We start from the raw sequence: 18,670 nt of genomic DNA on the forward strand, positions 1-18,670 counted from the left end.
GGGCCTGCTTCAGGCAGCTCTGTACCCGTTGGCAGTGCCTTCTCCATGACCGATCTCAACTCCGCGCCGTCCGCGAGCCACCTCGCGGGTCTGCGTGCGCAAGCCGCCGCGCCCAATGCCGCCGCCGGCGACTGCCTGGCGTTCGGTCTGGCGCTGCTGCAACACGCCGGCCGCGACAAGGCGAGCCAGCGCGAGGCACTTGCTGCGCTGGTGCGCGCCTATCAACTCGATCCTTCCTGCGAACCGACACTGCTGCATACGATTGCGCAAACGGCGTTCGTGTTGCGCGACTGGGCATTGGTCGACTCGGCCACCGGCCTGCTGCTCGCGCGCCATGCCGAAGACGCCAACGCGTTGATCTGGCGCGCGGCGGCCGTCCAGCAGCGCGATGACTTCGCCGCGGCCGAAGCGCATTTACGCGAAGCCGTGCGCGTCGTGCCGGGTAATCCGGTGGCGCTTCACAAGCTGGCGCTGTGTATCAAGGAGCAGGCGCGGTTCGCCGAGGCCGAGGCGTTGCTGCGGCAAGTGCTGGCGCTTTCGCCGCACAACGCCCATGCGCTGTTCGATCTGTCGGAACTCGAGATTCGCAGTGGACGTTTTGCCGAGGGCTGGGCGCATTACGAGTCGCGCATCGCGTTCGCGGCGGGCGAACTGAATAACGCGCAGCAAGCCCTCGCGGCGATCAGTGCGCATTGGCAGGGCGAATCGCTTGCCGGCAAAACGCTGGTGGTGTACGGCGAGCAAGGCAATGGCGATTGCCTGTGGGCAGTGCGTTTTTTGCCGGTGCTGGCCGAGCGGGCGCGGCGCGAGGGCGGCCGGGTGATTTTCGGCCACGACGGACCCCTGCGGCATCTATTCGAAAGAATGCTGCCCGCCGATTTGCCGCTCGAAACGAGTCTTGAGACGCAGCCGGATTTTCATTGCGGGCTGATGAGCCTGCCGCTGCGGCTCGGTATTGTCGACGCAACGGGGTGGGGCGCGCCCTACTTGAGCGCTGATCCTGCTCTTGAGCAGACATGGCGTGAGCGAGTCGAAGCGCACACGGCGGGTAAGCGCGGCAATCGCAAGGTCGGTCTGGTGTGGAACGGCAATCCGGACCATATCCGCGATACGCGGCGTTCGGTGCCAGTCGAGCAAATCGAACCGCTGTTGAATGTAGCCGGTGTGACCTATTTCGCTGTGTCGCCGGGGCGCGGCGAGACGGTCGCGCAGTGGCGGGCCAAGGGTCTCGACGTCGTCGATCTGACGCATCATTTTCAGTCCGGCTTCGACGATGTCGCAGCGTTGCTTGCGAATCTGGATCTGGTGGTCACGATCGATAGCGGGCCCGCGCATCTTGCGGGGGCGCTCGGCGTGCCGACCTGTTTGATGATCGACCACGTCTCCGCCTGGTTCTGGGGCGATGGATCGCCGGAGACTGCCTGGTACGATTCGATCGAGTTAGTTCGACAGCCGCATGTCGGCGACTGGGCGCCGGTGGTGGCGAAGGTGCGAGAGCGGATTGAAGCGGTGGGGCGGCGCTGAGTTTGCTTGCCTTCACAGAGCGCCCGCATTCAGAAGCGGGCGCTGCGAAGGCAAGTGAAGCATCGATTACATGTTCGGATAGTTTGGACCGCCGCCACCTTCAGGCGTGACCCACACGATGTTCTGCGTCGGGTCCTTGATATCGCAGGTCTTGCAGTGCACGCAGTTCTGCGCGTTGATCACGAGGCGTTCGCTGCCGTCGTCGTTCTTCAAGAACTCGTACACGGCCGCCGGGCAGTAGCGTGATTCCGGCCCGGCATACGTCTGCCAGTTCACATTCACCGGCACGGACGGATCTTTCAGCGTCAGGTGAGCCGGCTGATTCTCTTCGTGGTTCGTGTTCGAGATGAACACCGACGACAACCGGTCGAAAGTAAGCTTGCCATCGGGCTTCGGATACACGATCGGCTTGCATTGGGAAGCCGGCTTGAGCATCTCGTGATCCCAATGCTGGTGATGCAGCGTCCACGGTACATTGCCGCCCAGCAGCTTCTGCTCGATGCCGACCATCAGCGTGCCGAGGTACAGACCCTTGCTCATCCACTGCTTGAAGTTGCGCGCGCGGTGCAGTTCGGTATGCAGCCACGAAGTCTTGAAACTCTCCGGATACGCGGTGAGTTCATCGCTGGTGCGACCTGCCTGCACGGCTTCAAAAGCAGCTTCGGCAGCCAGCATGCCGGTCTTGATCGCCGCATGCGAGCCCTTGATCCGCGATGCGTTCAGGAAACCCGCATCGTCGCCGACCAGCGCGCCGCCCGGAAACACCAGCTTCGGCAGCGACATCAGGCCGCCGGCCGTGATCGCGCGTGCGCCGTACGACACACGTTTGCCACCTTCGAGCACAGCGCGAATCGCCGGATGCGTCTTGTAGCGCTGGAATTCCTCGAACGGCGACAGATACGGGTTCGTGTAGCCGAGGCCGACCACGAAGCCCACCACCACCTGGTTGTTGTCCATGTGATACAGGAACGAGCCGCCGTAAGTATCGTTCTCCAGCGGCCAGCCGGCGGTGTGCATCACCAGACCCGGCTTGTGCTTCGAAGGATCGATTTCCCACAGTTCCTTGATGCCGATCCCGTAGACCTGCGGATCGGCGCCTTCGCGCAGCTTGAATTTATCGTTCAGCTGACGGCCCAGATGCCCACGCGCGCCTTCGCAGAAGAGCGTGTACTTCGCGTGCAGCTCCATGCCGAGCTGGAAGTTTTCGGTCGGCTCGCCGTCCTTGCCGATGCCGAGGTTGCCGGTGGCGACGCCTTTGACCGAACCATCGCCGTTATACAGAATCTCCGCCGCCGGAAAGCCCGGGAAGATCTCCACGCCCAGCGCTTCGGCCTGCTGACCGAGCCAACGCGTGACATTCGCAAGGCTGATCACGTAATTGCCGTGATTCTTGAAATTGTCCGGCAACGCCCAGGTCGGCACGCTCTTTGAGCCGGTTTCGGTCAGGAACAGGAATTTGTCTTCGGTCACGCCCACCGTCAGCGGTGCGCCTTTTTCTTTCCAGTCGGGAATCAGTTCGGTGATCGCGCGCGGATCCATCACCGCGCCCGACAGGATATGCGCCCCGATCTCCGAGCCTTTTTCCAGTACGCACACGCCAAGCTCGACGCCTTTTTCCGCTGCCAGCTGCTTCAGGCGGATCGCCGCGGACAGGCCGGCCGGGCCTCCACCGACGATCACGACGTCGTATTCCATCGACTCGCGTGGACCGTATTGCTCAATGAGACTTGCGGGGGTCATTGATGCTCCTCTTACCGTTAGAATGCTTTTTTCGGGTTCGTATTGTGGGCGATGCACACCCGCACTGCAACCAGATGAACAGAGATTAGCACGATCGTTCTATTTCTATGATACGGTATGACCCGTAGTGACGGTCTTACCGCACCCGTCAACCGCAGCCGTAACAACAACCGAACAAGGAACGACAATGGGCCGTTCGATCAATCTGGAAGGCAAGGTCGCGCTGATTACCGGCGCCTCGAGCGGGTTGGGAAAGCGCTTTGCTCAAGTGTTGTCGCAGGCGGGCGCCAAGGTCGTGCTGGCGAGCCGGCGGACCGAGCGTCTGAAGGAGTTGCGCGCCGAGATCGAGGCCTCCGGCGGCGCGGCGCACGTCGTTTCGCTCGACGTGACCGACTACCAGAGCATCAAGTCGGCGGTCGCCCATGCGGAGACCGAGGCCGGCACGATCGACATTCTGGTGAACAATTCGGGCGTGTCGACCACGCAGAAGCTCTCGGAAGTCACCCCCGCCGACTTCGAATATGTGTTCGATACCAACACGCGCGGCGCGTTCTTCGTCGCTCAGGAAGTCGCCAAGCGCATGATCATGCGCGGCAACGGCGCGCAGAAACCGTCGTACCGCATCATCAATATCGCGTCGATGGCGGGTTTGCGCGTGCTGCCGCAGATCGGCCTGTATTCGATCAGCAAGGCGGCTGTCGTGCATATGACGAAAGCCATGGCGCTGGAGTGGGGCAAGCACGGCATCAACGTGAACGCGATCTGCCCGGGCTATATCGACACGGAGATCAATCACCATCACTGGTCGACGGAGCAAGGGCAGAAGCTCGTGTCGATGCTGCCGCGTCACCGCGTCGGCAAACCGGAAGATCTGGACGGGCTCCTGCTGCTGCTGGCGGCGGACGAATCGCAGTTCATCAACGGCTCGGTGATCGCCGCCGACGACGGCTTCGGGCTCTCCTGAACGCAGCACGGCGCGGCCGGCGCTCGTGCTTGCCGGTCGCGAGGGCCCGGATTTGCGTCCGTTCGAAGAAACTGTTTTACACCCTCGGGCCTTTGTCTCTTTGAGGGCGCGCGCTATGTTGTTGTCTGTCTCTACGCCGGTCCGCGTGCCGGCTTCAACCTGATTTCAACCCGTTAAAGAAGTACGATGAGCGATTTTCACGCAGTTTTCGAGATGTCGATGCCGATCCGCTGGGGCGACATGGACGCCTTCGGCCATGTGAACAACACGGTCTATTTCCGCTACATGGAGCAGGTGCGGATTTCCTGGTTCGAACAGCTGGGCCTGGCCGGTAATAATGCCGACGGCCAGGGTCCGGTGATCGTCAATGCGTCGATGGAGTTTCTCAAGCAACTGCATTATCCCGGCGACGTGATCGGCCGGATGACGGTGGCCACGCCCGGCCGCAGCAGCTTCGACACGGGTTTCGAACTCGTGCGCGCGGACGATCCGAATACCGTCTATGCACGTGGCGCCGCGCGCTGCGTCTGGATCGATTACGCGGCGGGCAAGTCGGTGCCGGTGCCGGACCTGCTGCGCGAAACCATCGAGCGGGCGGCGCTGGTCAAGGTGGCCTAATAGCCGGGCCTTGAGCCGACTTTCGTGGCGAACTGGCGGCGTTCGCTAACGTCGCCGTGCATTGCCGCTTGCCTCTGAGTGGCCTGCTAAAGGCGCGACTCAGCGTCGCGCGAACCAGCGTCCCGACACACGCGCCGCTGCTTCAATGCCCGAGCAGGCGCTGCAACAACTCCGTCGCGTTACCCGTATCGTATTTGCGCATAAGCCGCGCCCGGTAGACATCGACGGTGCGCGGGCTGATATCCAGCACCCGGCCGATCTGCTTGCTGGTCTTTCCCGTCACCAGTTGCGCGGCGATTTCGCGTTCGCGCGGTGTCAGTTCGACCGCCACGCGCCGTGTCGCGCTCAAGTCCTCGAAGGTCCAGACGCCCGCCGCGTGCGGGTCGGCGCGTTCCTGCGCGCGGCCCGTCACGTGGCACCAGAACAATTCCCCGTTGGCCCGCTTCATGATGCGGTCGTCCGCGTAGCTGCCGTGCGCCGTCATGATCGGCGGAATCCGCGCGCCGATCCGCTCGAATTCGTCTGTGGACGGATACAGCACCTGGAACGACTGGCCGAGCAGCGACTGTCGCGTGCAGCCGAATATCGACGCGAGCTCGTCATTGCAGTCTTCGATAGTTCGTTCGCGCGACAGGACGAGTCCGATTGGAGCGAGCTGGAACGCGGTTTGATAATCCAGTGCGGGCATGAATTGGCGGCAAGTACTTATGTATTTTTGCGTATTGTGCCGCATGGCGCGCCCAGCGTACTCTTTCGAGCACATGACAACGCGGCGAAGCCGTCCGCGGCGGGCTTTGTACTACGCGCAGCGAAACCGGGGCGCGGCCCGCCGGGGATGACTAGAATGACGTGTCGGGCTCGGGCCCGCCCAACGTGATATCAGCCGCAACGATCCGAATTCGGGTTTCCATAAAGGAAGGGACATACTGATGAACAAGGTCTATCCAGGCGCCGCCGAGGCGCTGAAAGACATCGTCAAGGACGGGCAGACGTTTGCCGTCGGAGGCTTCGGGCTGTGCGGCATTCCGGAGGCGCTGATCGGCGCACTGCGCGATTCGAAGGTGCAGGGCATCACCTGCATCAGCAACAATGCGGGCGTCGACGGTTTCGGCCTCGGTCTGCTGCTCGAAACGCGCCAGGTCAAGAAGATGATCTCGTCGTATGTCGGCGAGAACAAGGAGTTCGAACGCCAGTATCTGGCCGGCGAACTCGAGCTCGAATTCACGCCGCAAGGCACGCTCGCCGAGAAGCTGCGCGCGGGCGGTTCGGGCATTCCGGCGTTCTTCACCAATACCGGCTACGGCACGCTGATCGCCGAAGGCAAGGAAACCCGCCAGTTCGGCGAAAACCACTACGTGCTGGAACACTCGCTGACGGCCGACGTCGCTTTGGTGAAGGCGTGGAAGGCCGACAAGTCGGGCAACCTGATCTACCGCCGCACCGCGCGCAATTTCAACCCGATGTGCGCGATGGCCGGCAAGATCACCGTCGCGGAAGTCGAGGAGATCGTCGAAGTGGGCGAACTCGATCCGGACGCGATCCATACGCCTGGCATTTTCGTGCAACGCATTGTGCTCAATGCGAATCCGGAAAAACGCATTGAACAACGCATTGTCCGCGCGAAAGGAGACTGATCATGGCATGGACTCGTGACGAAATGGCCGCACGCGCGGCGAAGGAATTGCAGGACGGTTTCTACGTGAACCTCGGCATCGGCCTGCCGACGCTGGTCGCCAATCACGTGCCGGCGGGCGTCGAAGTGTGGCTGCAGTCGGAAAACGGCCTGCTCGGCATCGGCCCGTCGCCGACCGAAGAAGAAGTGGACGCCGACCTGATCAACGCCGGCAAGCAGACGGTGACCACGCTGCCGGGCTCGTCGATTTTTTCGTCGGCGGATTCGTTCGCGATGATTCGCGGCGGCCACATCAATCTGGCGATTCTCGGTGCGATGCAGATCAGCAAGAAGGGCGATCTGGCCAACTGGATGATCCCGGGCAAGATGATCAAGGGCATGGGCGGCGCGATGGATCTGGTCGCGGGCGTCAAGCGCGTGGTCGTGCTGATGGAGCACGTCGCGAAGGGCGATCAGCACAAGATTCTCGACGAATGCACGCTGCCGCTCACGGGCGTGGGCGTGGTCGACCAGATCATCACCGACCTTGGCGTGATCGAAGTCACGGACAACGGGCTGAAGGTGACCGAACTGGCGCCGGGCGTGAGCGTCGAGGAAATCAAGGCCAAGACGGGCGCGCCGCTCGATGTGAGCGCGGTTAGCTGATTGGCGTGTGGCGAGGCCGTCTGAAGCGGTTGGAGGCTGTTTGAGGCGGGTTGAGGCTTGTTGAGGCCGCTGTGCGGCCGGATGCGGCTGGTGTGAGCGGCAGGCGGCCGCGAGGCGGTTCCCAGGCGGGCGAGGCGTGAGTCTCGCCCGTTTTGTTTTCTGCGACGGACATTCGTTTCGAGCCGTCCTATGCCATCCGGCCGACTCTTGCCGCTCGGCAAAGCGGTTTACAATCGTTTGAAGATTGAACGCATATCTGTCCCTGCTGTGCCCAGGCCGAACCCGCAGCGCTTTTGCAAGGAACCCAGATGACCGCAACCACGTTCGCTTCCACCACCGGGCGGCTTGCGCCGCGCCAACGTTATGTGCAGTGCGCGAGCGCCGGTGGCTTGCACCGCATCGCTTATACCGAGTGGGGCGACCCGGCCAATCCGCGCGTGCTGTTGTGCGTGCACGGCTTGACCCGTTCAGGGCGCGATTTCGACCGGCTCGCGCAGGAGTTCGCGGGCACTTACCGCGTGGTGTGTCCGGATGTCGCGGGGCGGGGCTTGTCATCGTGGCTTGCGAACCCCAACTTCTATACGGTGCCGCAATACGTCGCCGACATGGTCACACTCATCGCGCGCCTGAATGTGGAGACGGTCGACTGGTTCGGCACGTCGATGGGCGGCCTGATTGGGCTTGGACTTGCCGGGTTGCCCGAAACGCCGATCCGCAAGATGTTGTTGAACGATGTCGGTCCGCACCTGGAGCCGGCTGCGGTACAACGCATCGGCGAGTATCTCGGCAAGCCCGTGCAGTTTGAAACGCTGCAGCAGGGTATCGACTACGCAGCCTTGCTCGTGCAGACTTTTGGCCCGCTCACACCTGACGAGTGGCGCGAAATCAACACCCCGCTTCTGCACGAACAGGACGGCAAATGGCTGTTCCGTTACGACCCGCGGATCGCGCAGCCCTTTACCGCGACGACCGAGGAGGCGGCCAAGCTCGGCGAGGCCGCGCTGTGGCATTCGCTGGCCTCGTTTCAAGGGCCGGTGCTGGTGGTGCGCGGCGAGCTGTCCGATCTGCTCTCGCGTGAAACCGTCGCGAAGATGATCGAGACCGGGCGTGCGGTGTCGAGCGCGGAAATCGCCGGTGTCGGACACGCGCCGGCGTTTTTGTCGGCCGATCAGATCGACATCGCGAGGCAGTTCTTTATCGGACCGGCCGCCGACGCGTCATAATATGCAGTTGCGCGCGGCGTCCTCGACGGGGCGCGAAGCGCAGCGCATCTCCGATCAATTTTCAAACCAACTCAGGATTCGCCATGGCAGTCATTCGTCACCACGTCGGCAAGCGCCTCTCGGAAATCGCCGTGCATAACGGCACCGTGTACCTCGCGGGCCAGATCGCCGAAGACGCGGATCAGGACATCACGGGTCAGACGCGCGAAGTGCTCGGCCACATCGACCGTCTGCTGGGCGAAGTGAACAGCGACAAGTCGCACTTGCTGTCGGTGCAGATCTACATCTCTGACATGGTGCACTTCGCGGGCATGAACGCGGTTTGGGACGAGTGGGTTGCACAAGGCGCCACGCCGCCGCGCGCAACCGTCGAGGCAAAGCTCGCCAATCCGAAGTGCCTGGTCGAAATCTGCGTAGTCGCTGCGCAGCGCGCGTAAGCTGGGCACGTGCAGTTGAAATTCCGTTGAATCGTCTGGCCCGGTGGGCCGTCGCACCATGAATACCGAAACCGTTACGAACGCGCCGAACCCTCTTCCTTCTTTCGATGAAGCGATGGCGTTCGTGCGCGAGCATGCGGGCGAGGTGCGGCTGTCGTCGGGCGAAATGCTGGCGGATCACGCGGCGGGCACGGCGTCGATCATGCGCAAGCTCAATGTCGATCCGCCGGCGGTGCTGGCGGCGGCGCTGTTTGCATTGACGCCGCATCTGCAGGACCCGGAGCGCCTGATCGCCGACAACTTCGGCGAAGAAGTCGCGCAACTGGTCGGCGACGTGCGCAAGTTGCTGCGCCTTGGCACGGTGAGCATGCGCGCCGCGCAGAACGCCATGCCTGAAGCCGGGCGCGATGCGCAGGCTGCGCGCCGCGCGCAGGTCGAGGCGCTGCGCAAGATGCTGCTCGCGTTCGCGCAGGATATTCGGGTGGTGCTGATCCGGCTCGCATCGCGCCTGCAATCGCTGCGTTACTACGCGGCGGCGAAAATCACGCCTTCACCGGACGTGGCGCGCGAGACGCTCGATATCTATGCACCGCTCGCCAATCGTCTCGGGATCTGGCAACTGAAGTGGGAGCTCGAGGATCTCGCGCTGCGCTTCGAAGAGCCGGTGACTTACAAGCGTATCGCCAAGTTGCTCGACGAAAAACGCGTTGAGCGCGAGAGCTATGTCGCGCAGGCTATCGAACGCCTGCAAAAGGAATTGGCCGCGGCGCATATTCGCGCGGAAGTGAGCGGCCGGCCGAAACACATCTACAGCATCTGGCGCAAGATGCGCGGCAAGGAGCTGGACTTCGCCGAACTGTACGACGTGCGCGCATTTCGTGTGATCGTGCCGGACATCAAGGATTGCTACACGGTGCTCGGCATCGTGCACAACCTGTGGCAACCGGTGCCGAAAGAGTTCGACGACTATATCTCGCGGCCCAAGCCGAACGGCTACAAGTCGCTGCACACGGTGGTGATCGGCGACGACGGCCGCGCGTTCGAAGTGCAGATCCGTACGCACGAAATGCATCAGTTCGCCGAATACGGCGTGGCCGCGCATTGGCGTTACAAGGAAGCCGGCACGCGCGGCTACGGCGGCCAGTTCGCCGCCAACGAGAAGTACGACGAGAAGATCGCGTGGCTGCGTCAGTTGCTCGCATGGAAAGATGAAGTCTCCGAAGGCGAGCACGGTGAGAAGCGCGCGTCGCAGCCGTGGGAACAACTGCGCCAGGCCACGCTCGACGACGACCACATCTATGTGCTGACGCCGCAGGCGCGGGTGATTCCGTTGCCGCACGGCGCCACGCCTGTCGATTTCGCGTACCACTTGCATAGCGAGTTGGGGCACCGTTGCCGCGGCGCGCGCGTCGACGGCGCGATGGTGCCGTTGAACACGCCCTTGCAAAACGGTCAGACGGTGGAGATCGTTGCGGTGAAGGAGGGCGGGCCGTCGCGCGATTGGCTCAACCCGCAACTCGGCTATCTGCAAAGTCCGCGCGCGCGGCAGAAGGTGCGCGCGTGGTTCAATGCGGTCGAAGTGCAGGAACATATCGCGAGCGGCCGCGCGATGGTCGAGAAGACCTTGCAGCGCGAGGGCAAGACGTCGGTCAATCTGGATCAGCTCGCGGCCAAGCTTGGCTTCAAGACTACCGACGACTTGTTCTCCGTGGTGGGCAAGGAAGAATTCAGCTTGCGGCTCGTCGAGCAGGCGCTGCACGATGCGCCGCCGCCTGAGCCGGTGGTCGAAGCGCCGGAGCAATTCGAGAAGCGCAGTAGTGGCGCGAGCGTGGCGCGCGGCGCGTCCACCGGCGTGCTGGTGGTCGGCGTCGATGCGTTGCTCACGCAACTCGCGCGCTGCTGCCGGCCCGCGCCGCCTGACGATATTTGCGGCTTCGTTACGCGCGGCAAAGGCATGTCGATTCATCGCAGCGATTGCCCGACGTTCCTGCGCATGGCCGACCGTGCGCCCGAGCGCGTGTTGCAAACGGCGTGGTCGGCGGAGGTGATGAGCGGCCGCGGGCAGTCGGTCTATCCGGTCGATCTCTCGATCGATGCAACGGATCGGCAGGGCTTGCTGCGCGATATTTCCGAAGTGTTCGCGCGCGAGAAAATGAACGTGATCGGAGTGAAAACGCAGACGCGCCGTAACGCTGCGTTCATGCAATTTACCGTCGAGGTCTCGAGCGCGGCGCAGATTCAGCGCGCGTGCACGTTGCTCGGCGAAGTTACGGGCGTCGTGCGCGCTTCGCGCAAGAGTTGACGAGTGTGCGACGCACGCATGGCCAGTCGAGGTATCTGCTGGGCATGCGTGAGCGCGTGAGTAGAAATTTAAAGTCGGTGCATAAAAGTACTTGCCAAGCAGTGTGGCGCTCCATATAATCTCGTTTCTTCAGGCTCGTAGCTCAGCTGGTTAGAGCACCACCTTGACATGGTGGGGGTCGTTGGTTCGAGTCCAATCGAGCCTACCAACGAAAGAGAAATTCCGGCTTTGCCGGGGTTTCGCAAGCTGCAGTAAGCGCCTTTGGCGCAAAAGGCGAATACGGTTATGACACCGCGAACGTTGACCGAGACTACTTCGGAGCGACGCTAGTCGAGGACCACTTTCGCCACTGTAGTTAGCAGGAAATGTGAATGCGGCCCCTCGAAAGCGGGGCCGCATTTTTTTTGTTTTTTTGACCTGGTTGTATGTGCCACCGCCGGTCGGCACCTCGGAGAACGCAATGGTTTCGATACGTCTGCCTGACGGTTCTGTTCGACAGTACGAGCATCCGGTGACCGTCGCCGAAGTGGCCGCCTCGATCGGCCCCGGCCTCGCGAAAGCCGCGCTTGGCGGCAAGATCGACGGTGAACTGGTCGATACGTCTGCGCTGATCGATCACGACGTGGCGTTGGCCATCGTCACCGAGAAAGACGCGGACGGTCTCGATATCATCCGTCACTCCACCGCGCACTTGCTCGCATACGCGGTGAAGGATCTGTACCCGGAAGCGCAGGTCACGATCGGCCCGGTCATCGACGACGGTTTCTACTACGACTTCGCATACAACCGTCCCTTCACGCCGGAAGATCTCGAGAAGATCGAAAAGCGCATGCAGGAACTCGCGAAGAAAGACGAACCCGTTTCGCGCCGCGTAGTGTCGCGCGACGAAGCGGTGGACTACTTCAAGAGCATCGGCGAAAAGTACAAGGCCGAGATCATCGAATCGATTCCCGCTACCGACGACATCAAGCTGTACTCGCATGGCGGCTTCACCGATCTGTGCCGCGGTCCGCACGTGCCGTCCACCGGCAAGCTGAAAGTATTCAAGCTGATGAAGGTCGCGGGTGCCTACTGGCGCGGCGATTCGAAGAACGAACAATTGCAGCGCATCTACGGTACGGCCTGGACGAAGAAGGAAGACCAGGAAGCGTATCTGCACATGCTCGAAGAAGCGGAGAAGCGCGATCACCGCAAGCTCGGCAAGCAACTCGATCTGTTCCACATGCAGGACGAGTCGCCGGGCATGGTGTTCTGGCATCCGCGCGGCTGGACGCTGTGGCAGCAGGTCGAGCAGTACATGCGCCGTCGCGTGAACGACGCGGGTTACCTCGAAATCAAGACGCCGATGATCATGGACCGTTCGCTTTGGGAAGCGTCGGGCCATTGGCAGAACTATCGTGAAAACATGTTCACGACGGAATCGGAAAAGCGCGATTACGCGATCAAGCCGATGAACTGCCCTGGTCACGTGCAGGTGTTCAATCACGGTCTGCGTTCGTACCGCGATCTGCCGCTGCGCTATGCGGAATTTGGTTCGTGCCACCGCAATGAATCGTCCGGCGCGCTGCACGGTCTGATGCGCGTGCGCGGCTTCGTGCAGGACGACGCGCACATTTTCTGTACCGAAGACCAGTTCATCAGCGAATCGATCGCGTTCAATACGCTGGCGATGAGCGTCTACAAGGATTTTGGCTTCGACAATGTCGAGATCAAGCTGTCGCTGCGCCCGGACGCGCGTGCCGGCACGGATGAGACGTGGGACCGCGCGGAGCAGGGTCTGCGCGAGGCGCTGACGGCCTGCGGCGTGACGTGGGAAGAGTTGCCGGGCGAGGGCGCGTTCTACGGCCCGAAGGTCGAATACCACATCAAGGACGCGCTTGGCCGCTCGTGGCAATGCGGTACGCTGCAGCTCGATATGGTGCTGCCGGAGCGTCTGGGCGCGGAGTACGTTGCCGAAGACAACAGCCGCCGCCGCCCGATCATGCTGCACCGGGCAATCGTCGGATCAATGGAGCGGTTCCTCGGCATTCTGATCGAGCACCATGCTGGTGCAATGCCCGCATGGCTGGCTCCGATGCAGGTCGTAGTGATGAATATCGCGGAAAGTCAGGCGGAATATGCGCGTTCTTTGGCCCAATCGTTGCAAAAACAAGGGGTTAGAGTAGAGGCCGATTTGCGCAACGAGAAGATTAGCTATAAAATACGCGAGCACACGCTGGAAAAGGTGCCGTACCTGCTTGTGGTCGGCGACAAAGAGCGTGAAGCCCAAACGGTAGCCGTGCGTGCCCGTGGCGGTGTCGATCTGGGTGTGATGCCCCCCGACACCTTCATTGAGCGTCTGCGCCAGGATGTGCAGTCGTTCAATTGAGCCACTTGGCAGCCCGGCTCGTTTTTTTAAATTTTAGAGGAAACGTAACATCGCTACTGATAAGTCTGCGCACCGCATCAACGGTGAAATTACGGCACCCGAGGTGCGTCTGGTCGGCGTCGAGAACGAACCGCTCGGCATCGTGAAGCTCGCTGATGCGTTCCGCATGTCGGAACAGCAAGACGTGGATCTGGTCGAAATCGCTCCGCAAGCGGTTCCGCCGGTTTGCCGCTTGATGGACTACGGCAAGTTCAAGTACTCGGAAGCGAAGAAGCAACACGAGGCCAAGCTGAAGCAGAAGATCGTCCAGGTCAAGGAAGTCAAATTCCGCCCGGGCACTGATGACGGCGACTACAACGTCAAACTGCGCAACCTCATCCGCTTCCTCGACGACGGCGACAAGACGAAAATCACGTTGCGTTTCCGTGGCCGCGAAATGGCTCACCAGGAAATCGGTATGCGCATGCTCGAGCGCCTGCGCACGGACCTCGACGAAGTCGGTCAGGTCGAGCAGATGCCGAAAATGGAAGGGCGCCAGATGATCATGGTGCTCGCTCCGAAGAAAAAGAAGTAAGCGATCAGCGCTGCGGCGCACCGTGTGGTGCGCGCTCTGGTTGTGAGTGAAGTTTGAAACGAGGCGGCGCCGGGTGTCCGGTGCCGCCTCAGCAGGTTTCGGAACGACGCGTGTACAATGCGCGTCGCTTCCCGAAAAGCGGCTGCCGGCAATTCAGGCGGTCTGCATACCAAGTGGAGTGGGTTTCGAAGGGCGGGTAATGGCCAATGGCCGACCGCACACCCATATCCATCTAATAATGGAGTTGTCATGCCGAAGATGAAGACCAAGAAGAGTGCTGCAAAGCGCTTCGTGGTGCGTCCGGGCGGTACCGTCAAGCGCGGTCAAGCCTTCAAGCGCCACATTCTTACCAAGAAGACCACCAAGAACAAACGCCATTTGCGCGGTTCGACGGCAGTTCATGATGCAGATATGAACTCCGTGCGCGCAATGCTGCCGTTCGCTTAACCCTTAACCGAAACTCATAGGAGCAAGACATGCCTCGAGTAAAACGTGGGGTTACCGCACGGGCCCGTCACAAGAAGATCATCAAGCTGGCCAAGGGTTACCGCGGCCGTCGCAACAACGTCTATCGCATCGCCAAGCAGGCGGTCATGCGCGCAGGCCAATACGCCTACCGCGATCGCCGCAACAAGAAGCGTGTGTTCCGTGCATTGTGGATCACGCGTATCAACGCGGCGGTGCGTCAGCACGACATGACGTACAGCGTGTTCATCAACGGCCTGAAGAAGGCTTCGATCGAACTCGACCGCAAGGTGCTGGCCGACATGGCTGTGTTCGACAAGGCTGCTTTTGCTGCGATCGTTCAGCAGGTGAAAGCCGCCGTTGCAGCCTGATTGCGCTTCTGGCAATTAATACTGCGTGGTTCGTTGCAGCGAAGATCCGGTAGTCTCGGTGACGCTGCAGCAAAAACGGGGCTCCTCACCGAGCCCCGTTTTTGTTGGTAGAACCAGTTTTGCTTCGATTGAACACTGACGTTGAAATGATGGGATCAATGGATCTGGACCAGATTGTCGCCGACGCGCAAAAAGCCTTCGCAGAAGCCTCCGACGTCACTACCCTCGAGAACGAGAAAGCGCGCTTCCTCGGCAAATCGGGTGCGCTGACCGAGCTGTTGAAGGGCCTTGGCAAACTCGACCCCGAAACGCGCAAGACCGAAGGCGCACGGATCAACCTCGTCAAGCAACAAGTGGAAGCCGCGTTGACGGCCCGCCGTCAGGCGCTGGCCGACGTGCTGCTGAACCAGCGCCTCGCCGCTGAAGCCATCGACGTCACGCTGCCGGGCCGCGGCACCGGCGCAGGCAGTCTGCACCCGGTGATGCGCACATGGGAGCGCGTCGAACAGATTTTCCGTACGATCGGATTCGACGTGGCCGACGGCCCCGAAATCGAAACCGACTGGTACAACTTCACCTCGCTGAACAGCCCGGAAAATCATCCGGCGCGTTCCATGCAGGACACCTTCTACGTCGACGGCAAAGATGCCGACGGCCGCCAACTGCTGCTGCGCACGCACACCAGCCCGATGCAGGTGCGCTATGCGCGCACCAACACGCCACCTATCAAGGTGATCGTGCCGGGCCGCACGTACCGTGTGGACAGCGACGCGACGCATTCGCCGATGTTCAACCAGGTCGAAGGCCTGTGGATCGACGAGAACATCAGCTTCGCGGATCTGAAGGGCGTCTACACCGACTTTCTCAAGAAATTCTTCGAGCGCGACGACATTCTCGTGCGCTTCCGTCCGTCGTATTTTCCGTTCACCGAGCCGTCGGCCGAGATCGACATGTTGTTCGAAACGGGCAAGAACGCCGGCAAATGGCTCGAAATTTCCGGCTCGGGCCAGGTTCACCCCACGGTGATCCGCAATATGGGCCTCGACCCGGAGCGTTACATCGGCTTTGCTTTCGGCAGCGGCCTCGAGCGGCTCACCATGTTGCGTTATGGCGTGCAAGACCTGCGTCTGTTCTTCGAAAACGACCTGCGTTTCCTGCGTCAATTCGCCTGAACCGGCGCGTACGAACGCGACAAGCATAGAGCGCGGCAAGGCACACAGTGCCTGCCGCGTGCAGCGTCCCCGGCAGTGTCCGATGAATCGCATTGCATGAACATCGCGCCGAGTCAAAACATTGCCGGACGTGGACCTAACCTGATCAGAACGTACACAGAACCATGCAATTCCCGGAATCCTGGCTGAGAACCTTTGTCGATCCGCAACTGACAACCGACGAACTGTCGCACGCGTTGACGATGGCGGGTCTCGAAGTCGAAGACCTGCGGCCGGCTGCGCCGCCGACCTCGAAGATCGTCGTCGGCCAGGTGCTGGAAGTCGTCAAGCACCCGGACGCGGACAAGCTCAACGTGTGTCAGGTCGACGCCGGCACGGGCGCGATGCTGAACATCGTGTGCGGTGCGCCGAACGTGGCGCCCGGCATCAAGGTGCCGGTCGCGTTGGTGGGCGCGCAACTGCCGCCCGCTGAAGAAGGCGGCGCGCCATTCGCGATCAAGCTCTCGAAGCTGCGCGGCGTGGAAAGCCAGGGCATGCTGTGCTCGGCACGCGAACTGAAGCTCTCTGAAGATCATAGCGGCCTGCTGATCCTGCCGGAAGATACGCCGATCGGCCAGGACATCCGCGAAACGCTCAATCTCGACGACACCGTGTTCGAGATCAAGCTGACGCCGAACAAGGCGGATTGCCTGTCGGTATTCGGCGTGGCGCGCGAGACCTCGGCGATCACCGGCGCGCCGTTGCGCCCGCTCGAGATCAAGCCGGTCGAAGTGAAGCTCAACGAGACGCTGCCCGTCAAAATCTCGGCGCCGGATCTGTGCGGCCGCTTCTCGGGCCGCGTGATTCGCGGCGTGAACGCGCGCGCCAGGTCGCCGCAGTGGATGGTCGAGCGTCTGGAGCGTTCGGGCCAGCGCAGCATCTCCGCGCTGGTCGATATCTCGAACTATGTGATGCTCGAACTGGGCCGTCCGTCGCACGTGTTCGATCTCGACAAGATCCACGGCGGCATGGACGTGCGTTGGGGCCGCAAGGGCGAAACGCTCAAGCTGCTGAACGGCAACACCGTCGAACTCGATGAAACGGTCGGCGTGATCGCCGACGAGCAGCACATCGAAAGTCTCGCGGGCATCATGGGCGGCGACAGCACGGCCGTCACGCTCGACACCACCAACATCTATCTCGAAGCCGCTTTCTGGTGGCCCGACAGCATTCGTGGCCGTTCGCGCAAGTACAACTTCTCGACCGATGCAGGCCATCGCTTCGAACGCGGCGTCGACTATGCGACCACCGTCGAGCATATCGAGCGCATCACGCAACTGATCCTCGACATTTGCGGCGGCGCAGCCGGCCCGGTCGACGATCAGATCGTCAACGTGCCGAAGCGTGAGCCCGTCAAGATGCGTGTTTCGCGTGCGAACCGCATCATCGGCATCAAGATCGATGCAGACGAAATCGCGCAGATTTTCACGCGCCTCGGCCTGTCGTTCGAGCGCAGTGAAGACACGTTCTCGGTGACGCCGCCGTCGTATCGCTTCGATATCGAAATCGAAGAAGACCTGATCGAAGAAGTCGCGCGCATCTACGGCTTCGAAAGAATTCCGGCACGTCCGCCGATCGCGACCAGCGAGATGCGCGCGACCAATGAGACGCAGCGTTCGATCCACGAGATCCGTCACGCGCTCGCGGCGCGCGACTACGCGGAGACGGTGAACTTCAGTTTCGTCGACGCCGAGTGGGAACAGGACTTCGCCGGCAACGACAAGCCGGTACGTCTGCTGAATCCGATTGCGAGCCACTTGTCGGTGATGCGCACGACTCTGTTCGGCAGCCTGATTCACGTGCTGCGTACGAATCTGAACCGTCGCACGGCGGATCGCGTACGCGTGTTCGAAGCCGGCCGCGTGTTCCTGCACGATCCGTCGATCAAGGCCGGTGAGCTCACGGTCGAAGGCTTCGCGCAGCCGAAGATGATCGGCGGCCTCGCGTACGGTCCCGCGCTCGAAGAGCAGTGGGGCGCCGCCACGCGCACGGTCGACTACTTCGACGTGAAGGGCGACCTGGAAGCCGTGCTGGCGCCGGCCGTTGCCCGCTTCGTCAAAGCGGAACATCCGGCGTTGCATCCGGGACGTAGCGCGCGTATCGAACTGAATGGCCGCGCAGTCGGCTGGATTGGCGAATTGCATCCGCGCTGGATGCAAAAATATGATTTACCGCATGCACCGATTCTGTTTGAAATCGAAGCGGAAGCATTAATGCAGCGCGTATTGCCCATTCCGTCTGAAGTGTCTAAGTTTCAGCCGGTGCGTCGTGATATTGCGGTCGTCGTCGATCAGAAAATCGAGGTCCAGGCACTGTTGGACGAGCTCCAGAAGGCCCAGTCCGAACCCGCCTGCAAGACCGTTCAGAAGGTTGTGCTTTTCGACGAATTCCGTCCAAAATCAAACACTTCCGGTGGTCTGGGCGCTCACGAGAAAAGCCTTGCGTTCCGTGTGACCTTGCAAGATACTGGCGGAACCCTTCAGGATGAAACGGTCGATCTGGCTATTCATACTCTGGTGGAACGTCTGGCTCGAGTATATGGCGCACGGTTGCGCGGATAAGCCGCATTTAACAATTGCACGGCTGTATCCGCAT

The 18,670-nt window shown here is 61.6% G+C and carries 16 protein-coding genes and 1 tRNA gene; 15 read left to right on the plus strand and 2 right to left on the minus strand.

Annotation, left to right across the window (positions count from 1 at the left end):
• The first annotated feature begins 45 nt into the window (after positions 1-45).
• Entirely contained in the window at positions 46-1,524 is a 1,479-nt protein-coding gene (locus B0G82_RS12005) for a tetratricopeptide repeat protein (RefSeq protein WP_121307490.1), read from the plus strand.
• 66 nt (positions 1,525-1,590) lie between these two features.
• Here the strand turns inward: B0G82_RS12005 and B0G82_RS12010 are convergent, their stop codons facing one another.
• Positions 1,591-3,264 carry an electron transfer flavoprotein-ubiquinone oxidoreductase gene (locus B0G82_RS12010; RefSeq protein WP_121307491.1) on the minus strand — a complete coding sequence of 558 codons (1,674 nt, stop codon included), beginning with the start codon at positions 3,262-3,264 and terminating at the stop codon, positions 1,591-1,593.
• A 187-nt stretch (positions 3,265-3,451) separates the two neighbouring features.
• Here B0G82_RS12010 and B0G82_RS12015 point away from each other — a divergent pair, with 187 nt between their 5' ends.
• Entirely contained in the window at positions 3,452-4,228 is a 777-nt protein-coding gene (locus B0G82_RS12015; RefSeq protein WP_012433748.1) for an SDR family oxidoreductase, read from the plus strand.
• Between the two features lie 186 nt (positions 4,229-4,414).
• The gene (locus B0G82_RS12020; RefSeq protein ID WP_041758509.1) at positions 4,415-4,846 is read left to right on the plus strand and encodes a thioesterase family protein; all 432 of its coding nucleotides are present in this window, start codon (positions 4,415-4,417) and stop codon (positions 4,844-4,846) included.
• Between the two features lie 142 nt (positions 4,847-4,988).
• Here the strand turns inward: B0G82_RS12020 and B0G82_RS12025 are convergent, their stop codons facing one another.
• Positions 4,989-5,534 (minus strand): LuxR C-terminal-related transcriptional regulator, encoded by a 546-nt coding sequence (locus B0G82_RS12025; RefSeq protein WP_121307492.1) that lies wholly within the window; start codon positions 5,532-5,534, stop codon positions 4,989-4,991.
• Positions 5,535-5,775: 241 nt separating this feature from the next.
• Between B0G82_RS12025 and B0G82_RS12030 the strand changes: the two genes are divergently transcribed.
• From B0G82_RS12030 to pheT, 12 genes are all read left to right on the plus strand, one after another.
• Positions 5,776-6,480 (plus strand): CoA transferase subunit A, encoded by a 705-nt coding sequence (locus tag B0G82_RS12030; RefSeq protein ID WP_106279196.1) that lies wholly within the window; start codon positions 5,776-5,778, stop codon positions 6,478-6,480.
• A gap of 2 nt (positions 6,481-6,482) precedes the next feature.
• On the plus strand, positions 6,483-7,124 hold the full coding sequence (locus B0G82_RS12035) for a CoA transferase subunit B (RefSeq protein ID WP_106279198.1): 642 nt from the start codon (positions 6,483-6,485) through the stop codon (positions 7,122-7,124).
• Between the two features lie 308 nt (positions 7,125-7,432).
• Positions 7,433-8,347, plus strand: coding sequence for an alpha/beta hydrolase (locus B0G82_RS12040; RefSeq protein WP_121307493.1), 915 nt, complete (start codon positions 7,433-7,435; stop codon positions 8,345-8,347).
• A gap of 83 nt (positions 8,348-8,430) precedes the next feature.
• Positions 8,431-8,784, plus strand: a complete 354-nt coding sequence (locus tag B0G82_RS12045; RefSeq protein ID WP_106279733.1) for a RidA family protein — start codon at positions 8,431-8,433, stop codon at positions 8,782-8,784.
• Positions 8,785-8,842: 58 nt separating this feature from the next.
• Complete coding sequence (locus B0G82_RS12050) at positions 8,843-11,086, plus strand: bifunctional (p)ppGpp synthetase/guanosine-3',5'-bis(diphosphate) 3'-pyrophosphohydrolase (protein WP_116117817.1); 2,244 nt, start codon at positions 8,843-8,845, stop codon at positions 11,084-11,086.
• A 131-nt stretch (positions 11,087-11,217) separates the two neighbouring features.
• Positions 11,218-11,294: transfer RNA gene (locus B0G82_RS12055), tRNA-Val, on the plus strand.
• 252 nt (positions 11,295-11,546) lie between these two features.
• The gene (gene thrS, locus B0G82_RS12065; RefSeq protein WP_121307494.1) at positions 11,547-13,454 is read left to right on the plus strand and encodes a threonine--tRNA ligase; all 1,908 of its coding nucleotides are present in this window, start codon (positions 11,547-11,549) and stop codon (positions 13,452-13,454) included.
• Positions 13,455-13,503: 49 nt separating this feature from the next.
• Positions 13,504-14,028 (plus strand): translation initiation factor IF-3, encoded by a 525-nt coding sequence (infC, locus tag B0G82_RS12070; protein ID WP_074263967.1) that lies wholly within the window; start codon positions 13,504-13,506, stop codon positions 14,026-14,028.
• Positions 14,029-14,277: 249 nt separating this feature from the next.
• Positions 14,278-14,475 carry a 50S ribosomal protein L35 gene (gene rpmI, locus B0G82_RS12075; protein WP_012433738.1) on the plus strand — a complete coding sequence of 66 codons (198 nt, stop codon included), beginning with the start codon at positions 14,278-14,280 and terminating at the stop codon, positions 14,473-14,475.
• Between the two features lie 29 nt (positions 14,476-14,504).
• Positions 14,505-14,864, plus strand: coding sequence for a 50S ribosomal protein L20 (rplT, locus tag B0G82_RS12080; protein ID WP_006052502.1), 360 nt, complete (start codon positions 14,505-14,507; stop codon positions 14,862-14,864).
• A 158-nt stretch (positions 14,865-15,022) separates the two neighbouring features.
• Positions 15,023-16,036, plus strand: coding sequence for a phenylalanine--tRNA ligase subunit alpha (gene pheS / locus B0G82_RS12085; RefSeq protein ID WP_181196504.1), 1,014 nt, complete (start codon positions 15,023-15,025; stop codon positions 16,034-16,036).
• 164 nt (positions 16,037-16,200) lie between these two features.
• Positions 16,201-18,636, plus strand: a complete 2,436-nt coding sequence (pheT, locus tag B0G82_RS12090) for a phenylalanine--tRNA ligase subunit beta (RefSeq protein WP_121307495.1) — start codon at positions 16,201-16,203, stop codon at positions 18,634-18,636.
• The last annotated feature ends 34 nt before the right edge of the window (positions 18,637-18,670 follow it).

The organism is Paraburkholderia sp. BL17N1, assembly GCF_003634175.1.
In the GTDB taxonomy this organism is placed as follows: Bacteria; Pseudomonadota; Gammaproteobacteria; order Burkholderiales; family Burkholderiaceae; genus Paraburkholderia.